The organism is Enterobacter adelaidei (genome assembly GCF_041937165.1).
In the GTDB taxonomy this organism is placed as follows: domain Bacteria; phylum Pseudomonadota; class Gammaproteobacteria; order Enterobacterales; family Enterobacteriaceae; genus Enterobacter; species Enterobacter adelaidei.
The window spans coordinates 708,325-724,558 of the sequence record NZ_CP154353.1 but is presented as its reverse complement, the minus strand read 5'-3'; the positions used below and the strand labels follow the sequence as shown (position 1 = coordinate 724,558).

At 52.7% G+C, this 16,234-nt stretch carries 14 protein-coding genes; 3 read left to right on the top strand and 11 right to left on the bottom strand.

What is annotated here, in order from left to right:
* Position 1 precedes the first annotated feature (1 nt).
* The 11 genes from mraY to leuO form a co-directional block, all read right to left on the bottom strand.
* Entirely contained in the window at positions 2 to 1,084 is a 1,083-nt protein-coding gene (mraY, locus tag AAHF05_RS03570) for a phospho-N-acetylmuramoyl-pentapeptide-transferase (protein ID WP_008501985.1), read from the bottom strand.
* Positions 1,078 to 2,436 carry a UDP-N-acetylmuramoyl-tripeptide--D-alanyl-D-alanine ligase gene (murF, locus tag AAHF05_RS03565; RefSeq protein ID WP_332615624.1) on the bottom strand — a complete coding sequence of 453 codons (1,359 nt, stop codon included), beginning with the start codon at positions 2,434 to 2,436 and terminating at the stop codon, positions 1,078 to 1,080. The genes mraY and murF overlap by 7 nt, the downstream gene beginning before the upstream one ends.
* Positions 2,433 to 3,920: a UDP-N-acetylmuramoyl-L-alanyl-D-glutamate--2,6-diaminopimelate ligase gene (murE, locus tag AAHF05_RS03560; RefSeq protein WP_129323933.1), complete on the bottom strand. Its 1,488-nt coding sequence runs from the start codon at positions 3,918 to 3,920 to the stop codon at positions 2,433 to 2,435. Before murE ends, murF begins: the two co-directional genes overlap by 4 nt.
* Positions 3,907 to 5,673 (bottom strand): peptidoglycan glycosyltransferase FtsI, encoded by a 1,767-nt coding sequence (locus tag AAHF05_RS03555; RefSeq protein WP_028016678.1) that lies wholly within the window; start codon positions 5,671 to 5,673, stop codon positions 3,907 to 3,909. Before AAHF05_RS03555 ends, murE begins: the two co-directional genes overlap by 14 nt.
* 15 nt (positions 5,674 to 5,688) lie before the next feature.
* Entirely contained in the window at positions 5,689 to 6,054 is a 366-nt protein-coding gene (gene ftsL, locus AAHF05_RS03550) for a cell division protein FtsL (RefSeq protein WP_014830643.1), read from the bottom strand.
* Complete coding sequence (gene rsmH / locus AAHF05_RS03545; RefSeq protein WP_028016677.1) at positions 6,051 to 6,992, bottom strand: 16S rRNA (cytosine(1402)-N(4))-methyltransferase RsmH; 942 nt, start codon at positions 6,990 to 6,992, stop codon at positions 6,051 to 6,053. Before rsmH ends, ftsL begins: the two co-directional genes overlap by 4 nt.
* Positions 6,993 to 6,994: 2 nt before the next feature.
* Complete coding sequence (mraZ, locus tag AAHF05_RS03540; protein WP_021240528.1) at positions 6,995 to 7,453, bottom strand: division/cell wall cluster transcriptional repressor MraZ; 459 nt, start codon at positions 7,451 to 7,453, stop codon at positions 6,995 to 6,997.
* A 599-nt stretch (positions 7,454 to 8,052) separates the two neighbouring features.
* On the bottom strand, positions 8,053 to 9,060 hold the full coding sequence (gene cra, locus AAHF05_RS03535) for a catabolite repressor/activator (RefSeq protein WP_028016676.1): 1,008 nt from the start codon (positions 9,058 to 9,060) through the stop codon (positions 8,053 to 8,055).
* Positions 9,061 to 9,239: 179 nt separating this feature from the next.
* Complete coding sequence (gene ilvN / locus AAHF05_RS03530; RefSeq protein WP_028016675.1) at positions 9,240 to 9,731, bottom strand: acetolactate synthase small subunit; 492 nt, start codon at positions 9,729 to 9,731, stop codon at positions 9,240 to 9,242.
* Between the two features lies 1 nt (position 9,732).
* Positions 9,733 to 11,457, bottom strand: a complete 1,725-nt coding sequence (ilvI, locus tag AAHF05_RS03525; RefSeq protein ID WP_129323934.1) for an acetolactate synthase 3 large subunit — start codon at positions 11,455 to 11,457, stop codon at positions 9,733 to 9,735.
* Between the two features lie 379 nt (positions 11,458 to 11,836).
* On the bottom strand, positions 11,837 to 12,799 hold the full coding sequence (gene leuO, locus AAHF05_RS03520; RefSeq protein WP_274620764.1) for a transcriptional regulator LeuO: 963 nt from the start codon (positions 12,797 to 12,799) through the stop codon (positions 11,837 to 11,839).
* 594 nt (positions 12,800 to 13,393) lie between these two features.
* Between leuO and leuL the strand changes: the two genes are divergently transcribed.
* The 3 genes from leuL (at position 13,394) to leuB (ending at position 16,234) form a co-directional block, all read left to right on the top strand.
* Positions 13,394 to 13,480, top strand: coding sequence for a leu operon leader peptide (leuL, locus tag AAHF05_RS03515; RefSeq protein WP_071530973.1), 87 nt, complete (start codon positions 13,394 to 13,396; stop codon positions 13,478 to 13,480).
* Between the two features lie 91 nt (positions 13,481 to 13,571).
* Complete coding sequence (leuA, locus tag AAHF05_RS03510; protein WP_028016672.1) at positions 13,572 to 15,143, top strand: 2-isopropylmalate synthase; 1,572 nt, start codon at positions 13,572 to 13,574, stop codon at positions 15,141 to 15,143.
* Entirely contained in the window at positions 15,143 to 16,234 is a 1,092-nt protein-coding gene (gene leuB / locus AAHF05_RS03505; RefSeq protein WP_028016671.1) for a 3-isopropylmalate dehydrogenase, read from the top strand. The genes leuA and leuB overlap by 1 nt, the downstream gene beginning before the upstream one ends.

The window sequence follows — 16,234 nt, the reverse complement described above, 5'->3', positions numbered from 1 at the left end:
ATTAACGTACCTTCAGCGTTGCCAGGCCAATCAGCACCAGCATCAGCGAAATAATCCAGAAGCGCACAATGACGCGCGGTTCTGGCCAGCCTTTCAGTTCATAGTGGTGGTGGATCGGTGCCATACGGAAGATACGCTGACCGCGCAGCTTGAAGGAACCGACCTGCAAAATCACCGACAGGGTTTCAACCACAAACACACCCCCCATGATCACCAGCAGGAACTCCTGACGCAGCAGAACGGCAATAATGCCGAGCGCACCGCCCAAAGCCAGGGAACCGACATCCCCCATAAAGACCTGCGCCGGGTAGGTGTTGAACCACAGGAAGCCCAGTCCCGCACCGACGATCGCCGTACAGACGATCACCAGCTCACCCGCGTGTCGCAGATAAGGAATGTGCAAATAGTTCGCAAAGTTCATGTTACCGGTCGCCCACGCTACCAGGGCAAACCCCGCGGCCACAAAGACGGTTGGCATAATCGCCAGGCCATCCAGCCCATCGGTCAGGTTTACGGCGTTACCGGTGCCAACAATGACGAAATACGCCAGCAGGATGTAGAACAACCCAAGTTGCGGCATCACGTCTTTAAAGAACGGCACGACCAGCTCGGTGGCCGGTGTGTCTTTTCCAGCCAGGTACAGCGCAAAGGCTACGCCCAGCGCAATCACCGACATCCAGAAGTACTTCCAGCGGGCGATCAGGCCCTTGGTGTCTTTACGCACCACTTTGCGGTAGTCATCAACAAAGCCAATAATGCCGTAGCCAACCAGGACGGTCAGTACACACCAGACATATGGGTTGGACGGGTACGCCCACAGCAATACTGACACCACGATGGCGGTCAGGATCATGATCCCACCCATGGTAGGGGTACCACGTTTGCTGAAGTGCGACTCCGGACCATCGTTACGCACAACCTGGCCAAAAGAGAGTTTTTGCAGACGGGCAATCATGCGCGGACCCATCCACAACGAGATGAACAGCGCAGTCAGCAGGCTGACAATGGCGCGAAACGTCAGATAGGAAAAGACGTTAAAGCCTGAGTAATATTTGACCAAATGCTCGGCCAGCCAAACTAGCATGTCCCGTTCTCCTGTAATGCGTGCACAACCTCTTCCATGGCGGCACTACGTGAACCTTTCACAAGTACTGTCACAATTTGTTTTTCTGCAATCAACGCGTTGAGGCGTTTAATCAACGCAGCTTTATCGGCAAAATGCTCGCCAACGCCGCTGGCCTGGCTAATCGCCTGGCTCAGTTTTCCTGCGCTCAATACGCAGTCCAGTCCCGCCGCTTTCGCCGCTTCACCGACCTGGGTGTGGCAGGCTTCGCTTTCGTCGCCCAGCTCAGCCATATCACCCACTACCATGATGCGGTAGCCCGGCATCTCAGACAGCACCTGCACCGCCGCCGTCATCGAACCGACGTTCGCGTTGTAGGAGTCATCCAGCAACAGTTTGTTTTCAGCAAGCTGGATCGGGAACAAGCGTCCCGGCACAGCTTTTAAATGTGCCAGCCCGGTTTTAATCGCCTCATGCGAGGCACCTACCGCCGTCGACAATGCCGCCGCCGCAAGTGCATTGGCGATATTATGGCGACCCGGCAGTGGCAGCAGAACATCGACGCCCCCGGTTGGGGTAGTGAGCGTGAATTCCGTGCCATGCGACGTCACATGAATATTGGTTGCGGTAAAATCACTGTTGGCCGCATTCGGCGAGAAGCGCCAGGTTTTACGCGAGCCAATAATGCTCTGCCAGTTCAGCCAGTCATTGTTGTCGGCGTTCATAATCGCAATACCGTCAACAGGCAGGCCGGTATAGATCTCACCTTTCGCTTTCGCCACACCTTCCAGCGAGCCAAAGCCTTCCAGATGCGCAGCCGCCAGGTTATTCACCAGCGCCGCTTCCGGGCGAGTCAAACTCACGGTCCAGGCAATTTCACCCTGGTGGTTTGCCCCCAGTTCGATAACAGCAAATTCGTGCTCTTTGGTCAGGCGAAGTAATGTCATCGGCACGCCGACGTCATTATTGAGGTTACCTGCGGTATAAAGCGTATTTCCGCACTGACTCAGAATGGCTGCGGTCATTTCTTTCACGGACGTTTTGCCAGAGGACCCGGTCAGGGCCACGACGCGAGTAGGGACTTGCTGTCGCACCCATGCCGCCAGCTCGCCAAAAGCGAGACGCGTATCCTTCACCACAATCTGCGGCAGATCGACAGCCAGTTTACGGCTAACCAGCAGCGCACCAGCGCCATTTTCTTTGGCCTGCTGTGCAAAATCATGCGCGTCAAAACGCTCACCTTTTAGCGCCACAAACAGACAACCTGCAGTGACTTTGCGGGTGTCGGTCGTCACGGCGTCAATGGTCAGATCCTGACCCAGCAATTCGCCGTGCAGTACCGCAGCAGCCTGACTTAACGTGATGCTAATCATGCCACCACTCCCAGCAGACGTGCTGCCGTTACGCGGTCCGAGTAGTCCAGACGACGATTGCCAACAATCTGATAATCTTCATGGCCTTTACCGGCCAGCAGCACCACGTCATTTTCCTGCGCCTGCATGATGGTGTTCGTTACCGCTTCGGCACGACCTTCAACAACACGCGCACGACCTGCGTCCAGCATACCTGCCAGAATATCGTTGATAATGGCGCGCGGCTCTTCGGTACGCGGGTTGTCATCAGTTACGACAGGAATATCCGCGAATTGCTCAGCAATGGCACCCATCAACGGACGTTTGCCTTTGTCGCGATCGCCGCCGCAGCCAAACACGCACCAGAGTTTACCGGCACAGTGCAGGCGCGCCGCTTCCAGCGCTTTTTCCAGCGCATCCGGCGTGTGGGCATAATCAACAACCACGGTCGGTTTACCTGGCGCGCTAAACACTTCCATGCGGCCACAAACCGGCTGCAGACGTTCGGCAGTTTTCAGCAGTTCAGCCATCGGATAGCTCAGCGCCAGTAATGTTGCCAGGGCCAGCAGCAGGTTGCTGACGTTAAACGCCCCCATCAGGCGGCTTTCAATTTCGCCTTCACCCCATGAAGAGGTAAAGCGGATGGTGGCACCGCTATCGTGGTAGTTCACCTCAACCGCCTTCAGCCAGCGACCATGGCAGTTCGGGTTAATATGGTCTTCCATTGACACCGCAACCGCATCCGGCAGCTTAGCCAGCCAGCGACGCCCCACTTCGTCGTCGGCGTTGATGATGGCTTGACCACAATGATGCGTGGAGTAGAGCAGCCATTTTGCGGCTTCGTAACGCTCCATATCACCATGATAATCGAGGTGATCGCGGCTCAGGTTAGTGAACACAGAGGCTGCAAATTTCAACGCCGCCACACGGTGCTGTACCAGTCCATGCGAAGAAACTTCCATGGCAGCAAAGGTTGCCCCCTGCTCTGCCAGACCAGCAAGAACATGCTGTACATCAACCGCTGATCCGGTGGTATTTTCCGTCGGGCTCACTTTACCCAGCAGGCCGTTACCTACGGTACCCATCACCGCACCGGTTTCACCCAGCAGTTGCGCCCATTGCGCCATGAGTTGTGTGGTAGTGGTTTTTCCGTTTGTTCCCGTCACGCCAACCAGACGTAATTGGTCGGAAGGTTCGTGGTAGAAACGCCCCGCCAGCGCGGAAAGACGCTCATTTAACTGGCTGAGAGAGATAACCGGCACCCCGTGCATCTCACGGATCTCACCGTCGGTTGCTTCATCTTTGGCCTCAGCAATAATGGCAGCAACACCTTGCGCAATCGCCTGCGGGATATAACGACGCCCGTCCGCCTGATGACCGACCACCGCCACAAAAAGATCGCCAGATGCAGCCACGCGGCTGTCCAGTACCATTTCTCGCAGTGCTCGCTCCGGTGCATTTGGCACCCACGGAGCGAGAAGGTCGCGCAAATTACGATCTGCCACCTGTACCCTCGCCTTGATTAATTACAAATTCACTTTTTTCGCCCGTCGCCAGCGCATCCGGTTCAATATTCATGGTGCGCAATACGCCGCCCATGATGGCCCCGAACACAGGCGCGGAGACGGCGCCGCCGTAGTATTTACCCGCCTGTGGATCGTTAATGACGACCACCAGCGCAAAACGCGGATTGCTTGCAGGCGCAACGCCTGCGGTGTAGGCAATGTATTTGTTGATATAGCGGCCGTCTGGCCCCACTTTTTTCGCCGTACCGGTTTTTATGGCGATACGATAGCCTTTGATCGCCGCTTTTACGCCACCGCCACCAGGCAGTGCCACGCTTTCCATCATATGTACAACGGTACGAACGATAGATTCCGGGAAGATCCTCTCTCCAGGAACCGGTGGATCAACTTTGGTAATCGACAGCGGACGATAAACGCCGTAGCTGCCAATCGTTGCGTAGACTCGCGCTAACTGTAACGGGGTTACCATTAGCCCGTAGCCGAAAGAGAAGGTGGCCCTCTCTATGTCAGACCACCGTTGTTTTTGAGGATATAAGCCACTGCGTTCTCCGACCAACCCCAAATTGGTCGCCTTTCCCAGTCCAAAACGTGAGTAAGTCTCTACTAACGCTGAGGACGGCATCGCTAACGCCAGCTTTGAAACACCGACGTTACTCGACTTCTGTAACACCCCGGTCAGGGTTAATTCGCTGTAGCGTGCCACGTCTTTAATCTCGTGGCCGTTAATACGGTAAGGGATCGTGTTCAGAACCGTGTTTTCATTGACGATGCCGCGCTGCAGCGCCGTCATCACCACCATCGGTTTCACCGTCGAGCCCGGCTCGAACACGTCGGTGATCGCCCGGTTACGCATCGCGTCTTTAGCGGTGCCGGTAAAGTTGTTCGGGTTATAGGATGGACTGTTGGCCATCGCCAGCACTTCGCCCGTGCTGACATCCACCAGCACGGCGCTACCTGACTCCGCTTTGTTGAAAGCCACAGCATTGTTCAGCTCGCGGTAGACCAGCGCCTGCAAGCGCTCATCAATGCTCAGGGCCAGGTTGTGCGCCGCCTGGCTGTCCGTGGACGAGATATCTTCGATCACGCGACCATAGCGGTCTTTACGCACGATTCGCTCGCCCGGTTGGCCGGTGAGCCACTTATCGAAACTTTTTTCAACGCCCTCAATCCCCTGGCTATCGACGTTAGTGAAGCCAATGAGGTGAGCAGTTACTTCGCCGGAAGGATAATAACGGCGGGATTCCTCACGAAGATGAATGCCCGGCAGCTTCAGTTTGCGAATGTAGTCAGCCATGTCAGGGTTCACCTGACGCGCCAGATAGATAAAACGCCCTTTCGGGTTAGCGTTGACGCGGGAGGCGAGCTGATCCAGCGGCATTTTCAGAGCATCGGAGAGCGCTTTCCAGCGGTTATCGAGGGTGATCCCCCCGGCATCGTGCAGCTCTTTCGGGTCAGCCCAGATCGCTTTGACCGGCACACTCACCGCCAACGGACGGCCTGAGCGGTCAGTGATCATCCCGCGGGAAGTCGAGACCTCCTGGACACGCAGAGAGCGCATATCGCCCTGACGTACCAGCATGTCAGGCGCGACGATTTGTAACCATGCCACGCGTCCCAGCAGGAAACCCAGTGCCAGTAAAATGCAGCCGCAAAGCAACGCAAAACGCCAACTGACAAAGTTGGCCTGTTCTTCCTGACGTTTTGGTTTTAGCGTTTTTGCCGCTGCTTTCATGCGTCGCGTTTTCCCTTATTTTTGTACTACGATATTTTCCTGGGAAGGATCAACATGCTGCAGTTGCAGCTTTTCCGTTGCGATCCGTTCAACCCGGCTGTGATCGCCGAGCGCGTTTTCTTCAAGGATCAGATTTCGCCATTCAATATCCAGCGCATCGCGTTCCAGTACCATCTGCTCGCGCTGCGCAGTTAATAAACGAGTGTGGTGGGCTGTGGTGACCACCGTTACTGCCGTCACAATGATGCAAATGAACAAGCAGAGTGGCAGCTTCCCAAACCGCAAAAGATCGTCGCCGATCACGCCAGGCAAGGCATGGCGCTCGTTGCTTCCTAACGAATCCTTAACTTTGCTTAGGGTCTCTGTCACTCTGCTGATCATGCGTTCGTCCTCTCTGCAACACGCAGCACTGAACTACGGGCACGTGGATTCTCTGCCACCTCTTCTTCGCCCGGCATCAACTTGCCTAATGCTCGCAACTGACGGCCACCCAGCTTCCTGAGTTGTTCTTCCGTCATCGGCAGCCCCGCTGGGACTTGTGGACCGCGGCTTTGTTCACGCATAAAGCGTTTCACAATACGGTCTTCCAGCGAATGGAAGCTGATGATGGATAACCGCCCACCCGGGGCCAGCACGTCGAGCGAGCTTTTTAGCGCCAGCTCTATTTCCTCCAGTTCACTGTTTACCCAGATGCGAACCGCCTGGAAGGTACGGGTCGCGGGATGTTTGTGTTTATCCTTCACCGGTGTCGCCGCCGCGATCACCTCGGCCAGCTCTTTCGTGCGGGTCATTGGCTCAATGCGGTTGCGTTCAACAATGGCGCGCGCAATACGTTTGCCAAAGCGCTCCTCGCCGAAGGTTTTGATTACCCATGCAATATCGGCTTCGTCAGCAGTCTGTAACCACTCAGCGGCAGATTGGCCACGAGTCGGGTCCATACGCATGTCCAGCGGACCATCACGCATAAAGGAAAAGCCACGTTCAGCGTCATCAAGCTGTGGTGAAGAGACGCCAAGATCGAGAAGAATCCCGTCGATCTTGCCCGTCAGGCCGCGCTCAGCAACATATTCCGCGAGCGCAGAGAAAGGTCCATGCACGATGGAAAAGCGTGGGTCATCGATGGTTTGCGCCACGGCAATCGCCTGCGGATCGCGATCGATTGCCAGCAGACGTCCTTCCGCTCCAAGTTGGGAGAGGATCAAACGCGAATGGCCACCGCGACCAAAAGTGCCATCAATGTAGATGCCATCCGGACGAATATTCAGGCCGTTAACGGCCTCGTCCAGTAACACCGTTGTATGTTTATAATTTTCCATCATATTTATAGAGACAAGTCCTGCAGCCGTTCCGATAATGTTGCAGAATCAGACTGCTCAGCGTCGATATCTTCCTTGACCTGTTGATACCAGGTCGTTTCGTCCCACAGTTCAAACTTGTTGAACTGCCCGACCAGCATCACTTCTTTGGTCAGACCGGCATGTTGCCGCAACACAGGTGCAATCAGTAATCGCCCTGCGTTATCCATCTGACACTCACTCGCATGTCCCAATAACAACCGCTGCACGCGGCGTTCCTGTGGGTTCATGCTCGACAGTCGCGACAGCTTTTGCTCAATAATTTCCCATTCAGGCAAGGGGTAAAGCAGCAGGCAGGGGGAGTTAATGTCAATGGTGCAAACCATTTGACCCGCAGCGTTCTCAATCAGCTGGTCGCGATATCGGGTTGGTACCGATAAACGCCCTTTGCTGTCGAGATTGACTAACGTAGCTCCACGGAACATGCCAGTCTCACCCCTCCTCACCACTTTAACCCACAAATTCCCACCTAAAGGAGTTTACGGAGCGAGGGAAAAGCTTGTCAAGCCAGGACTCTCCCTGTAAGGACTCAAATGCCCTCTATTTACAGAGTTAAACAGTCCTGGTTAATAACTGCACAACTGGCGAGGCAAAATTAACGTTATGAATATTTGTAAGAAAAAAACCGAATATGCACACGAGCGTTAAGACTCACTCAATATCATCGCAGATAAATATAAAGTGTCAGTTTGCGACGCGGGCAGCATTTTATGACAGATTCTCAGGGGATAACAGCGCCAGATTCATCACCGCGCTCGATAAGCACGGCGGCTGGCATGCAAGCGGACACAGGAGAAGGAAAAACGTCTGAATATTCATCGGCCGAATAGGCTTTGTAACAAAACAATACAAAAATAGGTGCTTAAACCCGCTTAAAAGTTCTTTGACGCTCATTTTAAAAGTCAAAATGAATTAAGAGAAATAGCCGATTATGATTCCTAAGGAATTATCCTAATTTCTGTCAGGGAATTATCTCTGCGAATTATTACAACAAAATGGGGCAGATTTCGCCGCCCCAGTCATTTCATTTGTTGCGGCTTAAAATTCCGCGATGGTAGAGATTACGTTTGATACGAGTCAGGCCCGGCTTCGGTTTCCGCGGCTCATCCAGGCTCGCCAGCACAATCTCCAGTACACGTTCAGCCACATCACGATGACGTTGCGCCACCGCCAGCACCGGGCACTGGAGGAAATCGAGCAGTTCGTTATCACCGAAAGTGGCAATGGCCAGGTCTGATGGCAGCTTACCTTCCCGACGTAAGGTCACATCCATTACACCTTGCAGAAGAGCAAACGAGGTGGTGAACAATGCCTGAGGCATCGGGTGCGTCTCCAGCCATTTCTCGAACAGCTGCGCGGCTGCTTCACGTTCATAGCTGTTAGCATAGAGATAGTGAACCTCACGCGGATCGTCTTTCCAGGCGGTCCTGAATCCCTGTTCACGGAGGAAGCTCACAGACAGCTCCGGCAGCGCGCCAAGATAAAGCACGGTTTCAGCCGGAAAGGTTCTTAGCTCTGCAGCCAGCATTTCCGCATCATCCTGATCGGCTCCCACAACACTGGTGAAGTGTTCGCGATCCAGGGCGCGATCCAGCGCAACAATCGGGAACGAATCGTTAGCCCAGCGCTGATAAAACGGATGCTCTGGTGGCAAAGAGGTCGAAACGATGATGGCATCCACCTGACGCTGGAGCAGGTGCTCAATGCAGCGCATCTCGTTGTCGGGCTGGTCTTCCGAGCAGGCAATCAACAATTGATAACCACGCTGGCGAGCCTGACGTTCAAGATAGTTGGCGATACGGGTATAGCTGGTGTTTTCCAGATCCGGGATCACCAGACCAATAGAGCGGGTGCGCCCGGCACGCAAACCGGCTGCGACAGCATTCGGATGGTAGTTATGTTCACGAACCACCGCCATAACTTTTTCAACGGTCTTATCGCTGACACGGTACTGCTTTGCTTTACCGTTAATCACATAGCTGGCCGTTGTTCGTGACACGCCGGCTAGCCGGGCGATTTCATCCAGTTTCACAATTGCCCCTTAAAAAAAGAAAAGAGTCCATGGCCCTGTCAAGGTTATGGTTAAATCTTTTAACATCTAAACGCAGAAAAGCCTTCGCGGCAACCGCTTTTATCTGCGTTGTCGGCTGATTACGCAAAAAAAAGCCCGGCTTTGGTGACCGGGCTGAAAGAGGCGAACCTTTTTGACAACTAACGCATGATTTTCTCGCCGCGTGACAGGCCAACAACGCCCGATCTCGCGACCTCAACAATTTTTGCTACATCCCGCACGGACGCCAGGAAAGCATCCAGCTTGTCACTTGTACCGACCAGTTGAACCGTATAGAGGGAAGGCGTGACGTCGATAATCTGCCCACGGAAGATATCCGCACTGCGTTTGACCTCCTCACGTCCGTAGCCGGTGGCCTGGATTTTCACCAGCATGACCTCACGCTCAACATAGGCCCCCTGCCCCAGCTCGCTCACGCGCAGTACATCAACCAGCTTATGCAGTTGCTTCTCAATTTGCTCAAGCACTTTGGCATCGCCGACGGTTTGAATGGTCATCCGCGACAGCGTCGGATCGTCCGTCGGTGCAACGGTCAGGCTTTCAATGTTATAGCCACGCTGCGCAAATAGCCCAATGACGCGCGACAGTGCGCCAGACTCGTTTTCCAGTAACACAGATAATATCCGGCGCATATCAGGTTCTCTCCGTTTTGCTTAACCACATTTCATCCATACCACCACCACGAATATGCATCGGATAAACGTGCTCGGTTCCATCAACAATCACATCCATAAAGACGAGGCGGTTGTTTTTAACGTGCTCAAGCGCTTCAGCGAGCTTCGTTTCCAGCTCAGCTGGATCTGTCACCCGCATGCCAACGTGACCGTAAGCTTCAGCAAGACGAACAAAATCCGGCAGTGACTTCATGTACGACTGAGAGTGGCGACCAGAGTAGATCATATCCTGCCACTGCTTCACCATACCCAGGTAGCCGTTATTCAGGTTCAGCACGAGAACCGGCAGTTCATACTGCAGTGCGGTAGACAACTCCTGAATGTTCATCTGGATACTGCCGTCCCCGGTTACGCAGACGACGGTTTCATTCGGCAGTGCCAGCTTCACGCCCAGCGCCGCAGGTAGACCAAAGCCCATCGTTCCTAAGCCGCCCGAGTTGATCCAGTGTCGCGGTTTATCAAACGGGTAATACAGGGCGGCAAACATCTGGTGCTGCCCCACGTCTGAGGTCACGTAAGCCTCACCTTTCGTCAGTCGCCACACCGCTTCGATAACCGCCTGCGGCTTAATGTTTTCGCTTTGCGTGTCATATTTCAGACACTGGCGCGCACGCCACTGATCAATCTGCTGCCACCAGTCACGGATCTCATCCAGCGGCTGGGTAGCGTTCTCCTGGGCCAGCAGATCCAGCATTTGCTCCAGAACCTGACGAGCATCACCGACGATCGGCACATCCGCCGACACCGTTTTTGAAATTGACGTCGGATCGATATCAATATGCAGCACGGTGGCATTCGGACAATACTTCGCCAGATTGTTGGTAGTACGATCGTCAAAGCGCACCCCGACCGCAAAGATCACGTCAGAATTATGCATAGTCATGTTGGCTTCATAGGTACCGTGCATACCCAGCATTCCCAGCGCCTGAGGGTGGGTGGCCGGGAATGCCCCAAGCCCCATCAGCGACGACGCTACAGGAAGGTTAAGCTTTTCAATCAGTTCACGAAGCTGTACTTCGCAGGCAGAATTGATCGCCCCTCCGCCGACATAAACCACCGGTTTTTTGGCCGCCAGAAGCGTTTGCAACGCTCGCTTGATCTGACCTTTATGCCCCTGTGTTGTTGGGTTATAAGAGCGCATGCTGACCGATTCCGGCCAGACATAAGGCAGCTTGTTTGCCGGGTTCAGGATATCTTTAGGCAGATCGACCACCACCGGTCCCGGACGCCCGCTTGCCGCCAGCCAGAAGGCCTTTTTCAGGACGCCAGGAATGTCTTCGGTTTGCTTTACCAGGAAGCTGTGCTTCACAACGGGACGCGAAATCCCCACCATGTCGCACTCCTGAAACGCATCGTAGCCGATCAGTGAGGTCGCCACCTGCCCGGAGAGGATCACCAGCGGGATAGAGTCCATATACGCCGTTGCAATACCGGTGATGGCGTTAGTTGCACCAGGACCTGACGTGACTAAGACCACGCCCACTTCACCCGTCGCACGTGCCAGGCCGTCAGCCATATGAACTGCCGCCTGCTCGTGGCGTACCAGAACATGGTCAATGCCACCTACCGTATGCAGCGCATCATAGATATCCAGGACTGCGCCGCCAGGGTAGCCGAACACTTGCTTCACGCCCTGATCGATAAGCGATCGCACGACCATTTCCGCGCCAGACAACATCTCCATGCTTTGCCTCCAGGCATTTTGTTATAGACGGACTGCCGAATTCATTTCCGCACCGTCTTACGATTGGGATGAACCAATCTTATATTTTGCAGAGTGATCCTTACCTTAACCGCTCGTTATGAGGCAGGCAATTAGCAAACCGGCAGAGAGAAGAGGTACTTAAAGCAGAAAAAACAGACATTCGGGGAGCATGTGGTCAATTCATCTGGCATTAGAGGATGCGATGATAAATCATCGCTAAAAAGCGCGATGATTCAGTAATTCATCTATTTTTGCGAGCCTGATAGCAGCCAAAAAAAATCACAACAGAATAAAATATCAATAATCAAAATAAAGTCAGGATAAACCACATATATCGATGCAATTTACCCTGATGCGTTTACCGGCGGCAAATGCTAATAAGCAACTCTTCCATCCACTGATGTCCTTTGTCACGCCCCGCAGCTTCATGCCAGGAAAGATAACAGGTACGGCTATTCAGCTTGAGCGGCAATGGCAATATTTGCAGATTTAACGGGTCGGAAAACTCTTCTGCCAGCCAACGCGGCGCAATAGCGACCAGTTGAGTCTGTGAGACAACGTTTAATACGCTAACCATTGCCATCCCCTGATAAGCCACGCTGGCCTGTTTATCCACGGAGTCATACCACGGCAGGCTAAAGGAAGCATATCTGTCGAGTGCTACAACGGCGTGCTGTTCACTATAAACATCACTTTCTCGTAGAGGAGAATTCAGCCGTGGGTGTTTTTTACTGGCAACTAAAACCATTTCATCCTTAAACAGCGGCACGCAGGAGAATTCAGGTCGACGGAATTCTTCATATCCCAGAACAAATTCCGTCTCCTGATAGCGTAACTGATGTTCTGTGTTTTGATTTAAGGATGACTTAAAAACAAGGTTGATATTAGGCGCAATTTCTTCAACCTTATTATAAATAATCGAGGTTAAATAATTATCTAATGGGCTACAGACACAAAGATGGAATACTCGCTCACTGCTTAAGGGTTCAAAGCCGGACCCCGGCAGCTCATTTTGAACCAGCTGTAATGCCTGCCGGATAGAACCGAATAACTGGAATGCGCGCGCCGTGGGTTGGATCCCGCGCCCATAACGAACAAATAATTCGTCGTTAAACATGACCTTAAGTCTGGCAACGGCATTACTCACGGCAGGTTGTGACATCCCCAGCGCTTGTGCCGCGCGGGTAATATTTTGTTCCTGCATGACAGCATCAAACACCGTCAGAAGATTAAGATCCACCGTGCGTAATTGCGGTTTAATCCCATCAGAAGTTTGAGGTTGTTTAATATTATTTTCTGGCACTTCAGACTCCACTGTCACGCTACACTCCCTTTGCCAAGGTACGATAATAATCCCGGAAAATATGATTTATCATGCAAATACGATTAGCAAAAGAGAATTATTTAAAATTCGGAATATATAAAGATAATGCAAATACTAAAAAAACAAAAGATCGCAAAAATGATACAGTTAACTTTATGCCAGGAATGAAACCATAAACCAAACCAATATACAATCACCATAAAGTTAATGATGACTTAAGTATTATTAAACTGTTAACGCCATCCATCTACAGTTGGTTAACAACCTGTTATCTCCATTGGCATTTCAACGGCATCAAAAATATTCACCAAACCCATAACTTAATGATATTAAAATAATTTAAGCATAATGCATTCACTGCGACATGTTTTACTCATTTTATACCAATTATATTTATTTGTTTCTGCAATCTGTTTTTCAAGTCCAAAATTAGACAATTAGTCGGGTCATGAAAGTAAAATCCAGCACAATTAGCTAATGCAGGCATCTTGCCTGTTACGCCTTTCAGGTCCGTTTTTATCGTCAGGGGTTGACATGAAAGGCCGTATCCAGTACCACTAAAAGCATATTGAATTTAACGGAGCACGATTCATGATTCGCACCATTCGTTTCACCGGTCTACTACTACTAAACGCATCCACTGTGCGCGGTAGACTGGCGGGCGAAATTCAGCGTTGAATCGTCACCAGTAAGACTAAAAACCCGCGCCACTGCGCGGGTTTTTTTATGCTCGTAGCAAGGCGCCCTAAGACTGACAAGGACCTAACCCATGAGCCAGCAAGTCATTATTTTCGATACCACATTACGTGACGGTGAACAGGCGTTGCAGGCAAGCCTGAGTGTAAAAGAGAAACTGCAGATCGCGTTGGCTCTCGAACGTATGGGTGTCGACGTGATGGAGGTAGGTTTCCCTGTCTCGTCTCCGGGTGATTTCGAATCCGTCCAGACCATTGCGCGTACCATTAAAAACAGCCGCGTATGTGGTCTGGCACGCTGCGTAGAGAAAGATATCGACGTCGCGGCTGAGTCACTGAAAGTTGCCGAAGCCTTCCGTATTCATACCTTTATTGCTACTTCACCGATGCATATCGCAACCAAATTGCGCAGCACCCTGGATGAAGTGATTGAACGCGCGGTGTACATGGTGAAGCGCGCACGCAACTACACCGATGACGTTGAATTCTCCTGTGAGGATGCAGGCCGTACGCCGATTGAAGACCTGGCGCGTGTGGTTGAAGCCGCAATCAACGCCGGTGCCAAAACCATCAACATCCCGGACACCGTCGGTTACACCATGCCTTTTGAGTTCTCCAACATCATCACTGGCCTGTATGAGCGCGTACCGAATATTGATAAAGCTATTATCTCTGTTCATACCCATGATGATTTGGGTCTGGCCGTTGGCAATGCTATAGCCGCGGTACACGCTGGCGCACGTCAGGTTGAAGGCGCGATGAACGGTATCGGTGAACGTGCGGGCAACTGTTCGCTGGAAGAAGTGATTATGGCGATTAAAGTGCGCAAAGACATTATGAACGTGCACACCCGCATCAATCACAACGAAATCTGGCGCACCAGCCAGACCGTCAGCCAGATTTGCAACATGCCTATTCCGGCCAACAAAGCGATTGTTGGTACTGGCGCCTTCGCACACTCCTCCGGTATTCACCAGGATGGCGTCCTGAAGAACCGTGAAAACTACGAAATCATGACTCCGGAATCGATCGGTCTGAACCAGGTACAGTTGAACCTGACTTCGCGTTCCGGACGTGCCGCAGTAAAACACCGTATGGAAGAGATGGGTTATCAGGACAGCGATTACAACATGGATCAGTTGTATGACGCGTTCCTGAAACTGGCCGACAAAAAAGGTCAGGTGTTCGACTATGACCTGGAAGCGCTGGCCTTTATTAACAAGCAGCAGGAAGAACCAGAGCACTTCCGTCTGGATTACTTCAACGTGCAGTCAGGCTCCAGCGATATCGCAACCGCCTCGGTCAAACTGGCCTGTGGTGATGAAATTAAAGCGGAAGCCGCGAACGGCAATGGTCCTGTCGATGCCATCTATCAGGCGATTAACCGTGTTACTGAATACGACGTTGAGCTGGTGAAATATGACCTGACGGCAAAAGGTCATGGCAAAGATGCGCTGGGCCAGGTCGACATTGTTGTCACCCACAATGGCCGCCGTTTCCATGGTGTAGGTCTGGCAACCGATATTGTTGAATCCTCCGCGAAAGCGATGGTGCATGTTCTGAACAACATCTGGCGCGCCGCTGAAGTCGAAAAAGAGTTGCAACGCAAAGCTCAGAATAAAGAGAACAAAAAGGAAACCGTGTAATGTCGAAGAATTACCATATTGCTGTGTTGCCGGGTGACGGTATTGGCCCGGAAGTGATGGCACAGGCGCTGAAAGTACTGGAAGCCGTTCGTTCGCGTTTTGCGATGAAAATCACCACCAGCCACTACGATGTAGGCGGCATTGCGATTGATAATCACGGGACGCCGTTGCCAAAAGCGACCGTCGAAGGCTGCGAAAATGCCGATGCCGTGCTGTTTGGTTCAGTCGGTGGTCCAAAATGGGAACACCTGCCACCGGCAGAACAGCCAGAACGTGGCGCACTGCTGCCGCTGCGTAAGCATTTCAAGCTGTTCAGCAACCTGCGTCCGGCGAAGCTGTATCAGGGTCTGGAAGAGTTCTGCCCGCTTCGTGCCGATATCGCAGCTAACGGTTTCGACATTCTGTGCGTGCGTGAACTGACCGGCGGCATCTATTTTGGTCAGCCAAAAGGCCGCGAAGGCAGTGGCCAGCATGAAAAAGCGTTTGATACCGAGGTGTATCACCGTTTTGAAATCGAACGTATCGCCCACATCGCTTTTGAGTCTGCGCGCAAACGCCGCCATAAAGTGACCTCCATTGATAAAGCGAACGTGCTGCAGTCATCCATCCTGTGGCGTGAGATCGTCGGTGAAGTCGCTAAGCAGTACCCGGACGTCGCGCTGTCGCATATGTACATCGACAACGCGACCATGCAGCTCATTAAAGATCCGTCCCAGTTTGACGTGCTGCTGTGCTCCAACCTGTTCGGCGATATCCTTTCTGACGAATGCGCAATGATCACCGGCTCCATGGGCATGCTGCCATCCGCAAGCCTGAATGAAGAAGGTTTTGGCCTGTACGAACCGGCGGGCGGCTCCGCGCCGGATATCGCAGGCAAAAACATTGCTAACCCGATTGCGCAGATCCTCTCCCTGGCCCTGCTGCTGCGCTACAGCCTGGATGCAGGCGATGCAGCAACCGCAATTGAAAACGCCATTAACCGGGCGTTAGAAGAAGGCGTCCGTACCGGTGATTTAGCACGCGGCACGGCGGCAGTCAGTACCGATGAAATGGGCGACATCATTGCCCGCTATGTCGCTGAAGGGGTGTAA